The organism is Campylobacter concisus, assembly GCF_003048595.2.
GTDB lineage: Bacteria > Campylobacterota > Campylobacteria > Campylobacterales > Campylobacteraceae > Campylobacter_A > Campylobacter_A concisus_L.
Genome location: NZ_CP049270.1, coordinates 1374776 through 1394741 on the forward strand (window position 1 = coordinate 1374776; position 19966 = coordinate 1394741).

Below are 19966 nucleotides of genomic sequence, written 5' to 3' on the forward strand. Positions count from 1 at the left end.
CCTTTGTATAAAGAAAAATTAAGCATGGCAAATGAGTGCCAACAGCTTTTAGAGCTTATGGGGAAAGCAAAACGATTTTATATAGCTTTTTGCTACGTTAGAGAAGGTGTTTTGACCTTTGTTCTTACTCATCCCACTGGGCTTTTAGAGCTTAGGCGTGATAGTAGTATAAATGATATAAAAAGGTTATTAAAAACCTTTTGCAATTTTAATAAAAATAGCGTTTTTAACAGCATTCTTACTCCAAAACCTCTTAACGAAATCAACTATACAAAAAATAAAAAAGAAGAAAATATAAGATTTGTCGTGAGCAAATTTTTAAAATTTTTTAATCAAAAAGAGCAAAGTGCCATCTTTTATGCGCCAGCTAGCAAAGGTAATTTTAAAAATTTAGCAAAAGACGAGCAAATACACCAAAAATTTGAAGAGCTAAGAGAAATTTTGCTCAAGAAAAATGAGCAGGCAAGATGCTAATAGACGAGATCAGAACGCTTCCAAACGAGCCTGGCGTATACCAGTATTTTGACGCACAAAATAGACTCTTATACGTTGGCAAGGCCAAAATTTTAAAAAATAGGGTCAAAAGCTACTTTAAATTTACCCCAAGCCTAGCTCCGGCTGAAAAACTAAGCCCAAGAATTTCAAAGATGATAAGCGAGGCGGTGCATCTTGAATACATTGTCACACCAAGCGAAGCAGACGCGCTGATACTTGAAAATTCATTCATCAAGCAGCTTAAGCCAAAATACAACATCTTGCTTCGTGACGACAAGACCTACCCTTATATCTTTATAAATTTAAATGATGATTTTCCAAGATTTGAGATCACTAGAAAGGTGGTAAAAGGCTCAAATATCCGCTATTTTGGGCCATATTTTAGTGGAGCTAGCGAGCTACTTGAGGCACTTTATCTAAATTACAATCTCGTTCAGAAAAAGTCCTGCATCAAAGGCAAAAAAGCTTGCCTTTTTTATCAGCTAAAACGCTGCTACGCCCCGTGTGAAGGCAAAATTTCAAAAGAAAACTACGCTAAGATCGTAAATGAGGCTATCGCGGCCTTACAAAATCCAAATTTACTCATCACTCGCCTTGAAGAGCTCATGCTAAACTACGCCAAAGCCGAAGACTACGAGCAAGCAGCCGCGACTAGAGATAAGATACAAACACTTAAAAATATGCAAACAAAGGTTGAAGTTGATCTTGCTAAACTTGAGGACTTTGAAGCCTACTCGGTCGCTTGTGTGCACGATATGATCTGCGCGGTGAGATTTAGCGTGCAAAGCGGCAAGATAACAGGCGTAAAAACCGATATCACGCAGGCTAAAAACGCTCAAAAAGACGAGATAAACGAGGCTTATAAGCAGGCTATTTTAAAAAGCTTTATCGCTGGTCAGCCAATAATCAGCACCAAAATTTACGTCCATGAGGACTTTGAAGATAGCGAGCTGGTGGAGGAAATTTTAAACGAGAGATTTGGGCGTAAATTTAGCATCACTTGCCCAAAAATAGGCGATAAGCGTAAAATTTGCGAGATAGCTACAAAAAACGCTGAAGTTAGCATCGAAAAATACCTAAAAACGCACGATAACGAGCTATTAAACGAGATAAAAGAGTACTTTGACCTAGCTCACACGCCTTACGTGGTCGAGGCTTACGACAACTCGCACCTTTTTGGCGAGGCAAGTGTCGGAGCGATGGTGCGCTACGAGCATGGCGAGTGGGCAAAGCAAAACTACCGCCACATGCACTTAAACTCCAAAAACGACTACGATCAGATGAAAGAGAGTTTGACAGCCAGAGCACTTAGATTTGACAAGCTTAGCCCGCCTGATCTTTGGGTGATTGACGGGGGCGAAGTGCTTTTAAATTTAGCCTGTGAAATTTTAGCAAGCAGTGGCGCAAACGTAGATGTGATAGCCATTTCAAAAGAGAAGATCGATGCCAAAGCTCACCGCGCAAAAGGCGAGGCGAAAGATAAAATTTACACAAAAAATGGCAGCTTTAGCCTAAGCACGAGCGATAAAAAGCTTCAGTTTTTCCAAAAAATGCGTGACGAAAGCCATAGATTTGTCATCAGCTTTCACAGAAAAATAAGGCAGAAAAATGATATGCAAAGATCAATTCTAAAGCAAGCTGGCGTATCTGAAGGAAGTATCGCGAAATTAATCAGCTTTTACGGAAGTTTTGATAAAATCAGCGAAGCGAATTTAGACGAAGTGGCAAAAATAACAAATAAAAGCGTAGCAGAAAAGCTTGCAGTGCTCAAAGAAGGAAATTTGAAGTGATAATATATGATGAAAATTTAAAAATATCTGCGATAACGCAAGATTCACTTGAGCTATTGGGTTTTGATAGTCTAGATGATTTTTTATCGCAATACAAAGATATAAGTGAGCTAGTCATAACAAGCCAAAAAAGTCCAAACTACAGCTTCTTGGAATTTTTACAAAATACGAAAGATAATAGTGCTAGAGTAAATTTAAAAAGAAAAGATGGTGGTGCGATCTTACTGGAAGCGAGATTGCAAAATGCCATTTTAAAAAATGGTGAGAAATTTTTTATCGTGCTTTTAGAGAAGCAAGACATAATAAACAACCAAAATCTAATAGCAGCAGTAAAAGTAAAACCTACATTAAGACTACCTGTTTTTAAACTAAACGCATGGTATCTTTTTGACACACAGACACAATCACTTATCGATGATTCCTGGTTTGAAACATCGCTTAAAATACTAAATTTAAATAAAAAAGATTTTGCATCCTATTTAAATATCTTTTTGCACAACGCAAGAGAAATTCTTATCCAGATCCAATCAGCCATAATCGCAAAAGACGAGATAATGCTCAAAAAATACGTAGATGAGATAAGGGAAGCTGCATTAAATTTAAAGCTTAATAATCTTGCAAATGAGCTTAATGCTCTTTTAGATAACAATCAAAATGGGAAGATGAAAGAGATGTCTCTTTTTACCAAAAGACTAATTGAGATAGAAAATATCGTCAAAAAATATAGCAAAAAGAGTGTCTATGAAAAATAATAAATTTTATATATTACTAGCGCCAATAATAATTTCAGCGATCTTTTGCGCATATAGCGGAAATGAAAGCTATAAAAAATTTACAGAACTAAAAGATCTAAATGAGAAACTATATAAACAATCCTTGGTATTTCAAACTATAAAATCCGTAATACAAGAGCACGATACTCTAATAGGCAAAAGCCAAGAAGATATAAAAAGGTTGCGGGATAACACCTTAAAAAATACACAAAAATTTATAAATTCTATAAGAAAAGACGATCGTATCGAGATACGAAATATAAATAAATTAAAAGAATTGCTAGCAAATATAAATCAAAATGATAAATTTGATGAACTATTTTATGAATTTTTCCAAAATATAAATGGAGAAATAGATAGCGATTTTAAACAGGACTTAGACCGAAACTTTCCGCTTATAATAAAAGCTTATGCCGCAACTTTAAGTAAAATTTACAATCAACTCTCTTTAGCAAACAACACAAAATACTACGTAAAAAATATCTTTATAAATGGTCCTTTATTTTCAATAAACAGTAATGTGAGAGAAAATATATATTCCGTAAAGGACAACACGCCAAATCTTGATATGCTTCCAAAAAGTGAGCTAAAAGAGAATATTTACAAAGACTTTAACCAGTTTGAAGCCAACTATCAAACTAAAAAGATAAGAGAAGTTAAAGCCAAGATCGCATTTTCTGAGAAGCTAAACATCGAAGATATTATCTTAATCAAACAGTATGAAGATGATAAATTTATACTTTTATTAGATAGTGCCATAAACATAAAAAATGAGCTACTAGAACTTACCGAGAGTGAAAAAATAAGCTTTGGCATAAAGACCTTTTTCGAGTTTTTGCTTTGTGGCTTGCTCATTTTATCTTTGCTTGGCATTTCTGCTAGGTTGAAATTTTTAAAGGTGCTTATCGATAAGTCAAAATACATATCGAGTTATATCCTATCATCAAAAGAGGCAAGTGCGGATAATGCGATATCAAAACTCATAAAAACTTATGAAGATCTAAAAGAAACCTATATAAAAGATAGCAGCTTTTTTCAGATAAAAGATAGATATATTTTATCAGTTAGCAAGAAGCTAGAGTCTATCAATAAAGAAATTTTTACATCGACCGCGGCTTTAAAAATAGAAACAAATAATAGCAAAAAGCAAGTATTTATAGACACGATAGAAAAAAATGCAAATATCATGACCTCGCTTTATAACAATGCTAAAAATATCTCAAATGTTAAAAAATATAGCGAATGCAATAAAACCGAGATATTTGATCCTCAAAAAAGCTTTGAAGAAATTTTGCAAGCAAATATCGTCTATTCGCAAAGCAAAAAGATAAATTTTATAAGCTACCTTGATCCAAGCCTTACAAATGAACTAGAAGGAAATCTAAATTCATTAAAAACCGCATTTAACTCTATCTTTTTGGCATCTTTATCAATGTCTTTAAGACATCAAAATATTATCATCGCTATCAAAAAAGTTCAAAAAGAGTTTGATAGAAGCGGACTTTGTTCTGTAAGCTTTAGCATAAAAAATAGCTCGGCTGCCATGAGCGAAAAGCAAATTTCAGATATATTTTCAGATGATGAGAATAGCTTAAATAATGATGAGAGCGAGTTTTATCTAAAAATCGCTCAAATTTATTTAAAAAATTTAGAAAGCAAGCTGGAGATTAATTCGTTTCCAAGTATTGGCAATGAGTTTAAATTTGTAGTCATTTTTAAAACAACATCAAACTATAAAGACTTTGATATAAAATGCGATCATAAACTAGCATTCTTACAAGATATAAATGTCGCTTACAACGAAGCTTTTGAGCAGACTACAAAGGACCTTGGGCTCAAAGTGGATATGCTAACAAGCACTAGCCCATCTATTACAAAAAATTATGATGCTATATTTTTAAGAAATACCAATAAGCAAGGCCAAGATATTAAAAATCCGCTCATTTTAAAAGACCCGCTAACTCCATTAAGCATCACAAGACTACTTTGCTTAGGTGAAGCTGATATTATGAATAAAAATTTAAACGATAAACCAAAAATTTTAATCTGCGATACTAATGAAATTTACATAGATATAACAGCAAGTGGTTTTAGTAAATTTAACTGCGAGGTTGTGGGGGTTTGTAATAAAAAAGATCTAAAACAAGCCATAAAGCAAGGCGATTTTGACCTTATATTTGTTGGCTCGAAATTTTTCGAAGCTGAAAAAAATAGCCTTCAAAAAAATCTTGATCTTATAAAAACAGCTATACAAAATGCGAAAATTCCAATTATACTAATGCTTTCAAATACTTCAAATATAGATGGAGAGAGCGTCAAAGAATACTTCAATGCCTATATAAAAACGCCAATAAATAGCGACGAACTGGCTCAAATTTTTAGAAAATTTTTGCCAAATTTTGGCGAGATTGCAATAGACGAAAGCTATCTAGCAAAAAGCGAAAATATTATTTTATTTAAGAAATCGCCAATGGAAAATAAAATATTTAGCTCAGCTTTAGGAGAATTTTACAACACACTTGAAACCACAAATAGCTTTGATGAGCTACTAACAAAAATAAAAAATAAAACTTATGGCATCGTTCTTATAGATGAAAACGTAAAAGACTTCAACTACGAAGAGCTAACAAGAGTTGTTGATAAGATAAGACAAAGCCAAAAGGTTGATACAAGAGTGCTGATATTTGGCGCACAAGAAAAAAGTGAATTTTCTTTTGTAAAAGTGCTAGCCAAAAATATCACAAAAGCAGAGCTTTCAGCTACCGTAAGAGAGCAAATCGATTCTATGGGCACTAGCTACGCTAAAAGCTCTTATGAATTTATTAAGTTTAACGCCTAAAACTCTTTTGCGTTATTTTTAAATACATTTAGTACGCTTGCTCGCTTATGACAAATTTCGGCGTATTCTCTTTCGCTCTTTGAGTCATAAACTATACCAGCTCCAGCCCCCACAAATACATCACTAAAGCCATTTTTACCTGGCACAAAGATGGCTGAGCGAATAAGAATAGCAACCTGAGCATCGCCATTAAAATGTAAAAATCCAATACCGCCGCCATAGATATTTCGCTCAGAAATTTCAAGCTCGTTTATGATCTGCATCGCTCTGATCTTTGGCGCACCGCTAAGCGTGCCAGCTGGGAAGATGCTAGCTAAGACATCAAAAAGATCAAGCCCCTTGGCGCACTTGCCATAGACATCACTTACGATATGAATTACTTTTTCATATTTTTGGATATGCATCGCATTTTTTACGGATACACTTTTTGGTTCTGAAACCCTGCCGATGTCATTTCTAGCAAGATCGATTAGCATCTTGTGCTCAGCTAGCTCCTTTTCGTCACTTAATAGCTCATTTTCAAGTGCCGCATCAGCATTTGCATCACTTCCTCTAGGCCTTGTGCCTGCGATCGGAGCTACAAAAATTTGCTCACTTTTCATCTCAAAAACAAGCTCTGGCGAAGAGCCAACTACATCGCCATAAGGTGTAGGAAAATGAAACATATATGGGCTTGGATTTGTAAGTGAGAGCTTTTTATAAAAGTCTAGACTACTCATATTCGTTAAAATTTCAAGTAATTCACCAAGCACCACCTGAAAGACATCGCCACTTCTTATATACTCTTTTGCTAACTCAACCATATCCTCAAAGTGTTTCTTTTCTTTACTAAGATCAGTTCTTATACTAAATTTACTCTGCTCTTTATTTTTGCATTCAACTTTCGCATCAAGCAAAAAGTCATAATATTTATTCTTATCTCCATAAAATGTATAAATTTTACTCATCTTGTCAAAGTGTAGATAAGCTTTTGCATCGGCATAGATAAATTTTGGAAATTCGTACTTTTTAGCTTTCTCTTCTCCGATATATTCAAAATATCTCACACCATCATAAGCAAAAACACCAAATAGACCCGCAAATGGAGCTAATGATTTATTACGATTTGTATCAAAATAACTTCTAAGTCCATAAAAATCCATATCCTTTTCATCTATATAATCGCAATCAATGCCGATTATCGTCTGTGTCTTGTCTTCAGCTAAATAGCTATTTTTAAATTTTTCTCTAATCGCTTCATAATAAAAAAGCGGCTGTTCTAAAAGCATTTTTTCCCTTTTTAATTTTTGGGTGATTATAAAGAAAAATCGCTTTTAGTTTTTAAAATTTTTATCAAATTTCTAAATTTATGCCCAAATTTCACTTTTTTACTATTTTTTTAACACCGCTTGGCTAAAATTTGGCACTCGTAAAAGGAAATTTATGCTTTTTGTTGAACTTTTTATAATTGGTATCGGCGTTGGATACATCGCTGGCTTTTTTGGTATCGGTGGCGGCACAGTCGTTGTTCCTATAATGGTCGCCTTTGGATATGACATAAAAACCGCTATTGGCATAAGCATCATGCAAATGATCTTTAGCGCGACGTTTGGCTCGTATCTAAACTACAAAGCTGGGCTTTTAAAACTAAATCGCGGTGTATTTTTAGGTCTTGGAGGTCTAGTAGGAGCCAGCTTTAGTGGCATAATCGTATCTCATGCACCTGATCTCTTACTCGAACTGCTCTTGCTTGCAACTTTTATCTTTTCACTCATAAAACTATACTTCACGCCAAATAGTGATGGTACAAATGCGAACAACTCAGTGTTTTTGCTATTTCTAGTTGGTTTTTTCATAGGTGCACTTGCCATTAGTATAGGCATAGGTGGTGGGGTTTTTATAGCTCCTATTTTAGTTGGCTTTTTGCGCTATGATATAAAAAAAGCCGTTTCAATGGGTGTATTTTTCGTGATGTTTGCAGCCATCGCTGGCTTCATCTCACTCTCACTAAATGGTCATATCTCATATGCTGAGGGCGCATTTTTAGGTCTTGGCTCGCTAATAGGCGCATACTTTGGCACCAAAAAAACGCAAAATACCGACAAAAAAACACTTAAAAAATGGTTTTTGGTCTTTTACATAGCGATGATATGTTTGATATTAAAAGATATGTTTTTTGAGTAAGAGCATGGCTAAATTTGCCACGCTCTTTTTTTAAATTTCCTCAAAAAAGTAGGCTTCGCTTAATTTAAAAGCAAGCTTATCTAGTTCGTCTTTACTTAAATTTACGCTCTTTGCGATATCTTTTAAACTAGCTTTGCCATCAAATTTTAAGGCGATTTTGATCTCTTCATGGCTTAAGCTTAGCTTGCCATTTAGCTCATTTGCCAAAGAGATAACTGGTGAGCTAGCATTTAAAAAATACTTAAGATACGCAGCAACTCTAGGCTTTAGTTTGGTTTTACTAGGCTCATATGTGAGTGCTTTGAGTTTTGAGGAAGAAATTTTAGTATTTTGATCGTTTAAAATTTCAAGTAGTCCCACAAAAGCTTCATTTGCATTCTCGCCAAGTGCCACCTTTACTTCACTTAAATTTAAGCTTTGTGGATAGCTTTTGCTTAAAATTTCTTGCGTTTTTGTCCTTGGCTGCTCGCTAAAATATGAAAAATAAATTCTATCGAGCTCGCTCTCTCCAAGTACCGCATCAAAGTCCTCAGCACCGCCAAGCCTCTCCTTGTGAGCGATGAGGCTTTTTCTAAATGATCTATTAAATAAAAAATCGTTTAGTTGCTCTTTTTTGATGCGAGAGTTGTAATTTTGCTCGATATGTGCGTCAAAGCGGTAAATTCCAGTTGAGCTTGCAAAGATATCATTTAGCGAAGCGTCTATGACGTAGCAAAGTCCATGCTTATCGATATGTTTAGCAAATTTATGAAAGTAGATTGGCTCGTTGCTAGCCTCCAAAAAATCATGCAATATATAATAATCATTGCCTTTTGCAATGATGCTTTGTAAGAAATTTAGCTGTGTTAAAAGCAACTTCATGCTATCTTTGTATACGACATCGCTTTGGTTTTGCAGGCTAAATTTCAAATAATCCTGTAAGAAATTTAACTCGCTTTTTACGTGAGCAAGTGCTTCTTTGCTGTCGTTGCCTGAGCTAACAAAAAGCATAAAATCTCTTAAAATATCAAGGCTCTTCCAGCCAGGATAGGTATTATACGAAACATAAGCGATACCATCCTTGCTAAGTAGTGCCTTAATCGTGGCAAGCAGCGCATCTCTTACATTTGGGCTCACCCAGCTATAAACGCCGTGGGCAATGATGTAGTCAAATTCCCCAAGCTCTTTTATATCGCTTTCGTTCATGTGCAAAAAATTTCGCTCAAGCAGAGTAAAATTTTCTAAACCTATCTGCTTTGCTACCTTGTTACCTTCAGCCACTTGATGGCTTGAGATATCGATACCAACGACTTTTACGTTTTTATGCGAAATAGCAAATGGCAAGATATTGCCACCATATGATGAGCCAAGCTCAAGCACTCTAGTCTCTTTTAAGCTAGCTACTTTAAGCCCCAGAAATTTAGCAACCGCTTCTATCCTAACTGGCGAGCAGTCGCTAAATGCAGCCGAGAAATAAGGAATTTCATCATAAGCTTTCTTTGTTTTATTCATCAGCTATGTTTTCTTGCAAATTCTCTCATAAACTCGCCAAGTTTTTCAACATCACTTTGGCTAACGGCATTGTAGATAGAGGCTCTTATGCCACCAAGATGTCTGTGACCTTTTAGCCCTAGCATGCCCTCTTTTAGCGCTTCTTCGACAAAAACTGGTTCAAGCGCATGATCTTTTGGTATCGTAAAGCTCACATTCATATCTGATCTGCTTGATTTTTTAGCGTGACCTAGATAAAAGCCGTTTGAGCTGTCTATAATGTCGTAAAGCGTGCTTGCTTTTTTGGCATTTATCTTCTCAACCTCAGCAAGTCCGCCAAGATCAAGCAGATGCTGCATGGTTAAATTTAAAAGATAAATTCCAAAAGTTGGCGGTGTGTTATAGAGTGAGTTTGCCTCTACGTGCGTTTTGTAGCGCAAAAACATAGGGACATTTTGACTGCTCACGCGATCAACTAAGTCTTTTCTTAAAATAACGATAGTCACGCCACTTGGACCTGCATTTTTCTGAGCGCCACCGTAAAGCAAGCCGATACTGCTAAAATCAAGCGGTCTAGCGAAAAAGTCGCTCGAAGCATCAACAACAAGGGGCGATTTGGTCTTTGGCATAGCCCTATACTGCGTGCCATAAATCGTGTTGTTTGAGCAGATGTAGGCGTAGTCGGCGTCATTACTAAATTTTACCTCTGGGATGTAAGAGAAATTTTCATCCTCGCTACTTGCGACGACATCCACATTTACGCCAAGCACTTTTGCCTCTTTGATGGCTTTGTTTGTCCAAACGCCGGTGTTTGCGTACTGCGCCTTGCCGCCTTGATATAAATTCATTGGTATCATGCTAAATTGCAAGTGTGCGCCACCTTGCAAAAATAAAATTTCATACTCATCGCCGATTCCATAAAGCTTTCTTATCTTATCCATCGCGCCAAAGTGGATCTCCTCAAAGGTCTTGCTTCTGTGGCTGATCTCCATGATCGAGTAGCCTTCACCTCTGTAGTCGGTAAATTCGGCTTTTGCATGCTCTAAAACGTCTAATGGTATCGCGCTTGGGCCTGCGCTAAAGTTGATTTTTCTACTCATTTTTACTCCTTGATTATTGCTTTTTTATGTGTATTTTGTGAGATGAGCTCGATCTCATCATTGAAATTTAAATCCCTAAGATCGGCTCTCTTACCATCTTTTCTAACCTCGATAAGCCCTTTTGTGCTCTCAAAAAAGAACTCTCTCATCTCATAAGCCTTCTCTAGCGAGCCAAGTGCCGAGCCAAGGACTAAAATTTTTCTTTGCACAGCGTTTGCTAGGGCGTTTTGCTTATTTGCCACCTCGCTAAATTTTAGCTCGATCCTAGCTTTTAGAGCGTTTGATGAAAATTTAGAAAGAAGAACATTTAGCAAATTTTGCTTTTTGGTGATCTTGAAGCTTAAAGCGCTATCAAGATCGTCGCTGAGCCTATCAAGATACTGAAAAAAGGCCTCTTCATCAGGCAAAAGATCAAGCATAGCTGCACTTGGCGTAAGCGACCTGCGGTCTGCTACAAAGTCGCTTATAACATAGTCGATCTCATGTCCGATAGCGCTTATGACTGGCGTTTTTGTAGCGTAAATTTCACGAGCCAAGCCCTCATCGTTAAAGCACCAAAGATCTTCTTTGCTGCCGCCTCCACGAGCCAAAACGATCACATCTACGCCGTATTTATCGGCTCTTTTTAAAGCTTTTGTGAGCGAGCTTGGAGCATTTTCACCTTGAGTTAAAGCATCAAAGATATAAATTTCGCTTAGTTTCCAACGGCTCGTCACGACCTTTAGCATATCCTGAAGTGCTGCCGAAGTGGCGCTTGTGACAAGGGCTATTTTCTTAGGTAAATTTGGTATCTCTTTTTTTGCAGCAATGTCAAAAAGGCCCTCATTTTCGAGCTTTTCTTTAAGCTGTCTAAACGCAAGCTCAAGCTCACCCTCGCCATCAGGCAGCATCGCACTAGCCACTAGCTGATACGACCCACTTGGCGAATAAATGGTCACTTTGCCATAAATTTTTACTTTTAGGCCATCTTTTGGTAAGAATTTCACCTTTTGGTTGTTCATGCGATACATCACGGCTGAAATGCTTGACTTTTCGTCCTTTAGCGTGAAGTACCAGTGCCCAGAAGCGTGCTTAGTAAGGCGCGAAATTTCTCCACTTACCTCGACATAGTCAAGTGTGGCTTCAAGTAGTGCCTTTGCTTTCTCATTTAGCTCAGAAACACTAAGCATTGATTTCTCTTACTTTTTTAGCGATAAATAGCGTCGAGATATCCATGCTAAAGCCCTTGCAAAGTTCTATCTCAAAGCCAGCTTCGACTAGTTCATCACAAAAGCTCTTTGCGTCCAAGAAATTTTCGATCGAGCTTGGCAGATACTCGTATGCCTCTTTATTTTTTGAGATAAAGCCACCAATTTTTGGCAAAATTTTACTTAGGTAAAAATCCCTTAGTGAGGTTATAAGCCCCTTTTTCTGGCGTTTAGTAAATTCAAGCACGACTACGTAGCCATTTAAAGCAAGCACTCTATTAAACTCCCTAAGTGCCGCCTTTCGCTCGACCACATTTCTTATGCCGTAGCTTATGCTTAAAATTTGAGCCTCACCACTTGCGAGCGTCGTGTTGTCAGCATAGGCCTCTATAAATTTAAAATTTGGAAATTTCGCCCTAGCCTCTTTTAGCATACCACTTGAGGGATCGATGCCAGTAAGGCTTTTTATCTGCACGCCAAATTCTTTTGAAATTTCACTCCAAAGCCCCATCATATCGCCAGTACCACAAGCCACGTCTACAATATTTATGCTTCTTTCTTTAAAAATTTCTAGCATATATCTGCAGGCAAATTTCCTCCAACTCACGTCCACACCAAGACTTAGCACTCTGTTTGCGACGTCATAAGTCGGAGCGATCTGGTTAAACATATCAACGATTTTTTCTTGTTTTTGCATAAATTTGCCCTTTTATATGTAGTAAATTTTTAAATTTCTTGAAATTTTGCGAGTTGCTTTTATAAATTTAAGACGCTTTTTTAGTATCTCTTCTCTACTTTTATAAATTTGCTTGTAAATTTTACTCTCAAGCCTCTCTTTATCTGGCATTTCTGGAAGCCTTTTAAGGATACCGAGCCAGACGTCATAGTCTTGAAGATTGCCAAAAATTTCTTGCATCTGCTTTAGCTTCTCTTCATACTTTTTAAACCCTTCAAAATAGAAAATTTCACATAAAAACTCATATATGTATCTCATCTTTTTAAGCTCTATTCTAAGATCATGAAAGCTCTCATTTGGGCAGTCTTGATTAAGGCCTTTTAGCCTTTTTTGAGCTAAAACCAAAAGCGTTCTAAGCTTAAACGAACCAAGGCGCGAAAGGCTTACGTCAAAGAGTTTTGACTTATAAAATTCACCCTCATTTAAAAATATCTCCCACTCTTTTAAAAATGCGTAGTTTTCTTCGTCGCCAAGATAGCTTTTTACATTTTCATACTCTAAATCTAGAGCCTTTCGCACAAAATAGATAGGCTCGTTTGCATGTTTTTGCTCGTTTAAAAAGCTCAAAAATACATCCAAATCTCGCTTTTTGTTTGTCGAGTTTGCAAGCATTTTAAAATTCTCACCAAAAAAAAGTGTCACTTTCTCATCGAAAACGCCACTAAAAATTTTAAGGATCGATCTAACCTTTCTTAAATTTACGCGAAGCTCATGCAAAACTTCTTCATCTTTATCTATCAAATACTGGCTTTTTAGCCTTTTTATTACTTTAAAAATACTAACAAAAAGGACTCTTAGCGCCTCACCACTTTTTAGATTTGCAGCAAAATTTGGTAAAATTTCTTTTTCTTTTATGATCTTATAGGCTCTTTTGTAGTCAATTTGTTCATTTTCATTAGCATGGATGGCAAGAAATTTGTTTTTATATCTTTTATCGCAAGTTACGTCACTTAGGCAAAAATTTTCTAAAAATGGTGGCAGTTTGAAAAAGACGGCCTCATTTTCATCGCTAAATTCGATTTCAAATGTACAAAGCCCGTTTAATTCATTTTTAAAAATATCGATATTGCAAGGATTGTTATTTAGTTTAAAAATATATCTATCTTTTAAGATGACGCTACCAATACGGCTTTTAAGAGCCTTTTTAAACTCCGCTTTTTCACAAAATTCTTCATTTTCTTCTCTGATTAGACCTTTGCCGATCTTTACAGTTTTTATAAATTTATCTTCTTCACTTCGAAAGCGGATCTCTTTATTTTGCGTTATCTTGGTATAAAATTGAGAAATTTCAAGATGTTTAAAGACTACTCCAGCTTCTTTTAAAAAATCTAGAATTTGAGAATTTTTGAGTAAAAATTTACGCTCTATCTCCAAACTCACATTTTTCTCCAAAATTTTTTGTTCATTTTAGCAAGTTAGTGCTTAAAACAATGAGAAAAATGCTAAATTTAGGCTTATTTTAAAAGTATTTTTATAAGAAAAAAGATGGAATTTATGCTGCTAAATAGCAACATAAATTTTATTTACAGTGTTTACAGCTTTTTACGCTAGCAACGATATTTAGGCGCTCGATGATATTTCCGATCTTTTTTTCAAGCGCCTCTTGGTATTTGCCAAGCTCTGAGTCATCATAGCTCATATCCTCGACGCTACCGCAGTTCTCGCAAACCACGTGGATGTGCGGATGCTCGTAAATGTCGTATCTCGCCTTTTGATTTACGATATTTACTTCAACCACAAGACCCTCATCTTTTAGAGTGTTTAGGTTTTTATAAACAGTTGCGAGCGAAACTGATGGATTTTCTTTCAAAATTTCATCATAAAGCTCATCGATCGTTGGATGTGTGTGACGATCAAGAATTCTCAAAACGCTAAGACGCTGCGGCGTTACTTTAAGCCCAGACTGTTTTAGCAACGATACATATTGCATAATTTTCCCCTATACAAATTTTTACTTTATGCTAGCAAAAGTAATATTAAACGTTTCTTTATTAAATGATATTAATTATTCTCTAGTAATTTTTGGGTAATTTGCACAACGCTTATGCCAAGGCTCTTTTCGACCTCTGATGTCGAGCCATGCTGGATAAATTTATCATCATACTCAAAGCTAACAACGCTTACATTTGATATGCCATTTTCTTGTAAAAAGGCACTTACGATCTCGCCAACACCGCCTTTTTTAGCGCTATCACTAAAGATATACCACTTTTTGGTGCGTTTTGCAAGACCTAGTAAAAGCTCACTGTCAAGTGGTTTTACAAAGACTAGATCAACAAGGATAGCTTCGAGCTTGCCAGCTAATAAATTTCTAACCAAATTTGCCTTGCCAACACCGTTGCCATAGCCTAAAAACGCGATGTCACTCTTTGCGTCAGCTAAAATTTCACCCTTGCCAAACTCAAGTGGCTTAGCTTTAAACTCATCTCTTAAGATAAACGCCCCACGCGGATATCTAAACGCACTCACACCCTTGTAAGAGTAGGCAAATTCCATAACATTTTTCAAGCTCTCTTCGCACCTTGGAGCAAAAAGAACCATGTTTGGCACAGCGTTTAAAAAGCTAATGTCAAAAGCACCCTGATGCGTCTCGCCGTCCTCACCCACGATGCCCGCCCTATCCATCGCAAAAGTTATGTTTAAATTTAGTATAGAAGCGTCGTGAATGACCTGATCGTAGGCTCTTTGCATAAAGGTCGAGTATATCGCAACAAATGGCTTAAAACCCTCTTTTGCCATGGCTGACATAGATGTAACTGCATGCTGCTCGGCTATCGCCACGTCCCAAAAGCGGTCTGGAAACTCATGTATGAGTGCGTCCATGCCAGTGCCTGTTGGCATCGCAGCCGTTACGCCAACGATATCGCTGTGCTCTCTTGCCATCTTTAAAAGTTGCTCGCTAAAGATCGCCGTGGCTGACTTGTTTGACTGTCTTTTGATAAATTCGCCACTTTTTAGATCAAATGGCCCAACTCCGTGCCAATTTTCATAGTAACCCTCGGCAAATTCATACCCTTTGCCCTTTAGCGTCTGCACATGCACGATGACTGGCTTTTTCATGTTTTTGGCTGTTTCAAATGTGCTAAGAAGTGCTGAAAGGTCGTGTCCATCGACTGGGCCTATGTACTCAAGCCCAAGCTCTTCAAAAAACATGCCAGGAGTGATGAGTCTGATGCCCTCCTCCATGCGTCTAGCCATATAAGCTGCCGAGTCTGGCATGTAGCTTAAAAAGCGCTCAACCCTGCCTTTAAATTTTTGATAAAACTGCCCCGCCATCATCTGACTTAGATACTTGCTAAGTGCGCCTATTGGCTTACTTATGCTCATCTCATTGTCATTTAGGATGATGACGCAAGGATATTTTCTGTCTCCCAGCTCATTTAGCGCCTCGTACGCCATACCGCCACTTAACGAGCCATCACCTATGACAGCCACTGGCAAGCGGTCTTCATTTTTTAGTTTTATTGCCTTTGCAGCACCAACTGCAAGCGATATAGATGTCGAACTATGCCCGGCTACAAAGTAGTCAAATTTACTCTCACTTGGCTTTGTATAGCCGCTGATACCATTAAATTTTCTAAGCGTATCAAAGCTCTCCCAGCGTCCAGTTAGTAGCTTGTGTGCGTAGCTTTGGTGGCTTACATCGAAGATAAATGGATCTTTTGTCACATCAAAAATTTTATGCATTGCTACAATGATCTCAACTGCACCGATATTTGAGCTAAGATGACCGCCATTTTTGCTAACAGTGGCTAAAATTTTATCCCTGATGTCATGACAAAGCGCGTTTAGTTCATCAACATCTAAACTTTTAACGTCTTTATTCATTATTTACCAGCATTTTTAGTTTTTCTAGCCTTGTTTGCATAGTCGCATCAATATTGCCACCATCACTTATAATAACCACACCACCTTTACTTATAGCATCATCAGCGCTTATCTTGACGTGTTCATTCTTGCTAAATTGCTCTTTTATATATTCGCTATCTTCGGGATTTACGCGAATTTCTATATTTTTAACATTACTTAGCTCTTTTATAAGAGAGCTTGCTAGATGATGAGCGATCTGATTTGAAGAGGTTGAAATTTCTTTATCGATTACTTCTTTTGCGATTTTTATAGCAGTTTGTCCAAGCTCTTCTTCGATCTTCTTTAAAAACTCATCAAATTTAATATATTGCTCTTCAAGTTTTGCAGCTGAAGTGCTAAATCTAGCCTCTAACTCATTTATCCTTGCTTCATTTGCCGCATTTGCTTGGGCGATACCCTCATTTTTGCCATCCTCTTTTGCACGAGAAATTTCAGACTCAAGGCGTTTAGCAAATTCGCTCTCTTGATTTTCTATTTGCATTTGAAGTTTGATGATGTTGCTACTTAGCTCATCTGTTTTTTTAAGTAACTCTTCAACAAAGTTCGACTCGCCTCCTTGCTGTATTTGTGGACTTTGAGTCTGAGAAGCAAAGTGGTTTTGCGGGCTTGCTTGCGTTTGGTGGCTAGCTTGAGGAATGAAATTTTCACCCTTTTGCCCAAAATTTTGCTCGCTTAGCTCTTCACTAAGATTATTTTCTTCTATCAATACAGGAGCACTATCTGCGGCTCGCTCTCCAACTCCAAGCACCTTAAATCTGTAATTTTCTATAAAGTGAGCTGGAGAAGTCTCACTGGTTATTACGCTGCTTTTCATTCTATCATCTCATCTGCTTCGCCGACTTGGAATACACCTTGATCAGCTAGAGTTTGCACTGTCTCTACTATGCGTCTTTGAGCCTCTTCAACATCTTTTACACGCACCGCGCCAAGATATTGCATCTCCTCTTTGAAGGCTTCTGCTGCACGTTGAGACATATTTGATAAAAATTTATCCTTTATGCCGTCGCTTGAGCCCTTAAACGCGACCATAAGGTCTTTTTTATCGACATTTTTAAGAATTTCTCTAATCGCAGTTGCATTAAGATTGATAATATCTTCAAAGGTAAACATAAGCTCTTTAATCGTTGTTGCGAGCTTATCATCGCTTTGTTCAATGCGTTCAATCGTGCTTTTGCTGGCTTTTTGTCCAAGTCTATTAAGCACTTCTGCCACAGCTCTTGGACCGCCAACTTCGACTTTATAAGATGTAAGACTTTCAAGCTTGCCTTCAAGTACAGTTGAAACACGCTTAATTACCGATGGGCTAATATCACCAAGATTTGCCATTCTAATGACAACTTCGCTTCTTAACTCATCTGAGAAAAAGCTAAGCGTTTCAGCAGCACTTGTTGAGTCCATGTGAGCTAGTATTAGCGCTATGGTTTGAGGGTGCTCTTTTATGATAAAGTCTGCAAGCTGTTGTGGTTTTATCTTATCAAGATAGCCAAAGCTTTTTGAGTTTTCCATGCTTTTTGCAAGCTTGTCTAAAATTTTCTGAGCAGCCTCTGGACCAAATGTGCGGTAAAGAATTTCTTTTGCGTACTCTAAACCACCACTTCTCATATATTGATTTGACTGCATTAGCGCGTAAAATTCTTCTAGTACGGCACTTGCGACTTGTTTGTCTATGTTTTTTGCGGTTGCGATATAGCCTGAAATTTCAGTGATGACATCAACATCCATGTGAGAAAATATAAGAGCAGTTGCCTCTTCGCCAAGCTGGATCAGCAAAATAGCAATCTTTTCAGGCATCGATAGATCATCATAAATCATTTTTTGCTTATCATTTAGCTTTATTGACATCAAATTTCCTTACGCATATTAAAGTCGCTGTCATTTTTTACCATATCTTGAAGTAGCATTGCTATCTCTTCATTTCTTTCTGTGATGACCGCTCTCATTTTCTCAAGTAAAACATCATATTTTAGTTCATCTTCATTAAACTCGCCACTAAGTCCTAGTTGCTCTTCGACCTTTTTGCGAGCAGCTTTAAATTTCTCAAGCGTATCTTCAGCATCTACCTCAATATCTTCAAGGCCATCTTGAACTTGCTCTTCTTCTTCTTTTGTCTCTTCAAGCATCTTTTGCATAAATGGCACAATGACTTTTTTGTAGAAGATGTAGAGCAACAATGCTGCAAAAATATATTTTAGTAGCGGCATAAATGGCACTACATAGTTATTCACAAAGCCATCCATCTTCTCACTAGTGCTTATATCTTTGCCAGTTTTAAACTCAAAGTTATCTAAGCTTACTTCATCGCCTCTATTTTGGTTATAGCCGATTGATTGTTTGATTAAATTTGTGATTGACTCTCTTTGCTCTTTGGTAAGTGGGGCAAATTCAAGCTCGCCAGTTGGCTTGCCGTCTTTGTCTTTTTTACTCTGATAAAGTCCGTCTATAACGACAGCCGCACTCACTCTATTTATGCTAGCAAACTGCCCTTTGACATTTGTTACTTTCTTTGAAATTTCGTAGTTTGTCTGCTGCGAGCTTTTGTTGTACTGCTCTTTTAAAGTGCTGTCATCTAGCCCTTGAACAGGGCCTATGTTGCTAACCGCACCTGGTACGCCGCCCACTTCATTTGGAGCTGAGCCTTGGCGTTTTTCCTCGATATTGCTTTCACTTCTTACGACGTTATTTGGGTCATAAACTTCACTTTTTGTATCTTTTTTGTCAAAGTCAAAGTCGATATTTACCTTTGCTACGACCTTATCTGCTCCGCCCACGATAGGAGCTAGTACATTTACGATCTTTTGCTCGTAATTATTTTCAAACTCACGTTTATAGCGTATCTGCTGGGCTATAGCGTCACTATCAAACTCACCATCTTCATCGCCAAGTGCGACGCCGTCTTGATTTACGATTTTTACATTTTCTGTGCTTAAGTTTGTAACAGAAGCAGCGACAAGGTTTTTAATACCAAAAATTTGCTTTGCGTTTAGGCTAACGCCTGGCTTTAACTCAACAACGATAGAAGCTGTTGGAAGTGCTTGACGTTCAGTAAAGACACTCTCTTTGGGGATAGCGATACGCACGGTCGCTTTTTGGATGGACGAGAGACTCTCGATCGTTCTAGCCAGCTCACCTTCTAGTGCTCTTTGAAATTTTACCCTTTGCTCGGCATCAGTCGCACCAAATTCTTGCTTATCAAAAATTTCAAAGCCGATTTTACTCTCTTTTGGTATTCCAAGCGTTGCAACAGCGATACGCTCTTTATAGACATCGCTCGTTGGCACAAGGATAGTGCCTTCGTTTGCTAATTTATATTTAATGCCATCTTTGTTTAGCTGATCGACTATTAAGGCTGAGTCGCTTGGGCTTATGTTTTCAAAAAGGACGCTGTAGCCTGCAAAATTTTCATTTTTGCTTTTATACAGTGTTAAAAATACCAAAAATGCCACGACCAAGACGATCGAGCTAGCTGCAACGATTTTTTGCTTTAATGAAAGCTTTTGATAAATTTGACTTATTTGATGAAGTAATGCCTTAAAATCCATATCC

Annotated in this window: 16 protein-coding genes; 5 read left to right on the top strand and 11 right to left on the bottom strand. The window is 37.3% G+C overall.

The window, feature by feature from the left end:
- Positions 1–3 precede the first annotated feature (3 nt).
- From CVT15_RS06955 to CVT15_RS06970, 4 genes are read left to right on the top strand one after another with little or no spacing between them, the layout of a single operon-like run.
- The gene (locus tag CVT15_RS06955) at positions 4–474 is read left to right on the top strand and encodes a hypothetical protein (RefSeq protein ID WP_196373519.1); all 471 of its coding nucleotides are present in this window, start codon (positions 4–6) and stop codon (positions 472–474) included.
- Positions 468–2285, top strand: coding sequence for an excinuclease ABC subunit UvrC (gene uvrC / locus CVT15_RS06960; protein ID WP_107898172.1), 1818 nt, complete (start codon positions 468–470; stop codon positions 2283–2285). The genes CVT15_RS06955 and uvrC overlap by 7 nt, the downstream gene beginning before the upstream one ends.
- Positions 2282–3037 carry a hypothetical protein gene (locus CVT15_RS06965; RefSeq protein ID WP_107898173.1) on the top strand — a complete coding sequence of 252 codons (756 nt, stop codon included), beginning with the start codon at positions 2282–2284 and terminating at the stop codon, positions 3035–3037. The genes uvrC and CVT15_RS06965 overlap by 4 nt, the downstream gene beginning before the upstream one ends.
- A complete protein-coding gene (locus CVT15_RS06970; protein WP_107898174.1) occupies positions 3027–5897 on the top strand; it encodes a response regulator in 2871 nt (956 codons plus the stop codon). Before CVT15_RS06965 ends, CVT15_RS06970 begins: the two co-directional genes overlap by 11 nt.
- Here the strand turns inward: CVT15_RS06970 and CVT15_RS06975 are convergent.
- Positions 5894–7165: an anthranilate synthase component I family protein gene (locus CVT15_RS06975; protein ID WP_107898175.1), complete on the bottom strand. Its 1272-nt coding sequence runs from the start codon at positions 7163–7165 to the stop codon at positions 5894–5896. The two genes, CVT15_RS06970 and CVT15_RS06975, sit on opposite strands and share 4 nt — an antisense overlap.
- A gap of 154 nt (positions 7166–7319) precedes the next feature.
- On the opposite strand from CVT15_RS06975, the gene CVT15_RS06980 reads away from it, so the two are divergent.
- Complete coding sequence (locus tag CVT15_RS06980; RefSeq protein WP_103577314.1) at positions 7320–8060, top strand: sulfite exporter TauE/SafE family protein; 741 nt, start codon at positions 7320–7322, stop codon at positions 8058–8060.
- Positions 8061–8090: 30 nt separating this feature from the next.
- Here CVT15_RS06980 and CVT15_RS06985 read toward each other — a convergent pair whose 3' ends face one another.
- From CVT15_RS06985 to fliF, 10 genes are all read right to left on the bottom strand, one after another.
- Entirely contained in the window at positions 8091–9551 is a 1461-nt protein-coding gene (locus CVT15_RS06985) for a class I SAM-dependent methyltransferase (RefSeq protein WP_103577313.1), read from the bottom strand.
- Positions 9551–10630 carry a phosphoserine transaminase gene (gene serC, locus CVT15_RS06990; RefSeq protein ID WP_103577312.1) on the bottom strand — a complete coding sequence of 360 codons (1080 nt, stop codon included), beginning with the start codon at positions 10628–10630 and terminating at the stop codon, positions 9551–9553. The genes CVT15_RS06985 and serC overlap by 1 nt, the downstream gene beginning before the upstream one ends.
- Positions 10631–10632: 2 nt before the next feature.
- Positions 10633–11799, bottom strand: a complete 1167-nt coding sequence (gene xseA / locus CVT15_RS06995; protein ID WP_103577311.1) for an exodeoxyribonuclease VII large subunit — start codon at positions 11797–11799, stop codon at positions 10633–10635.
- Positions 11792–12514, bottom strand: a complete 723-nt coding sequence (gene ubiE / locus CVT15_RS07000) for a bifunctional demethylmenaquinone methyltransferase/2-methoxy-6-polyprenyl-1,4-benzoquinol methylase UbiE (RefSeq protein ID WP_087586225.1) — start codon at positions 12512–12514, stop codon at positions 11792–11794. Before ubiE ends, xseA begins: the two co-directional genes overlap by 8 nt.
- Before the next feature lie 12 nt (positions 12515–12526).
- Positions 12527–13933 (bottom strand): CHAD domain-containing protein, encoded by a 1407-nt coding sequence (locus tag CVT15_RS07005; RefSeq protein WP_230853910.1) that lies wholly within the window; start codon positions 13931–13933, stop codon positions 12527–12529.
- Between the two features lie 139 nt (positions 13934–14072).
- Positions 14073–14483 (bottom strand): Fur family transcriptional regulator, encoded by a 411-nt coding sequence (locus CVT15_RS07010; protein WP_107898176.1) that lies wholly within the window; start codon positions 14481–14483, stop codon positions 14073–14075.
- A 71-nt stretch (positions 14484–14554) separates the two neighbouring features.
- The gene (gene dxs, locus CVT15_RS07015) at positions 14555–16381 is read right to left on the bottom strand and encodes a 1-deoxy-D-xylulose-5-phosphate synthase (protein ID WP_103576692.1); all 1827 of its coding nucleotides are present in this window, start codon (positions 16379–16381) and stop codon (positions 14555–14557) included.
- Complete coding sequence (fliH, locus tag CVT15_RS07020) at positions 16374–17237, bottom strand: flagellar assembly protein FliH (protein WP_103576693.1); 864 nt, start codon at positions 17235–17237, stop codon at positions 16374–16376. Before fliH ends, dxs begins: the two co-directional genes overlap by 8 nt.
- Positions 17234–18265: a flagellar motor switch protein FliG gene (gene fliG / locus CVT15_RS07025; protein WP_021091747.1), complete on the bottom strand. Its 1032-nt coding sequence runs from the start codon at positions 18263–18265 to the stop codon at positions 17234–17236. The genes fliH and fliG overlap by 4 nt, the downstream gene beginning before the upstream one ends.
- Complete coding sequence (fliF, locus tag CVT15_RS07030) at positions 18265–19962, bottom strand: flagellar basal-body MS-ring/collar protein FliF (protein ID WP_103576694.1); 1698 nt, start codon at positions 19960–19962, stop codon at positions 18265–18267. Before fliF ends, fliG begins: the two co-directional genes overlap by 1 nt.
- Positions 19963–19966 lie beyond the last annotated feature (4 nt).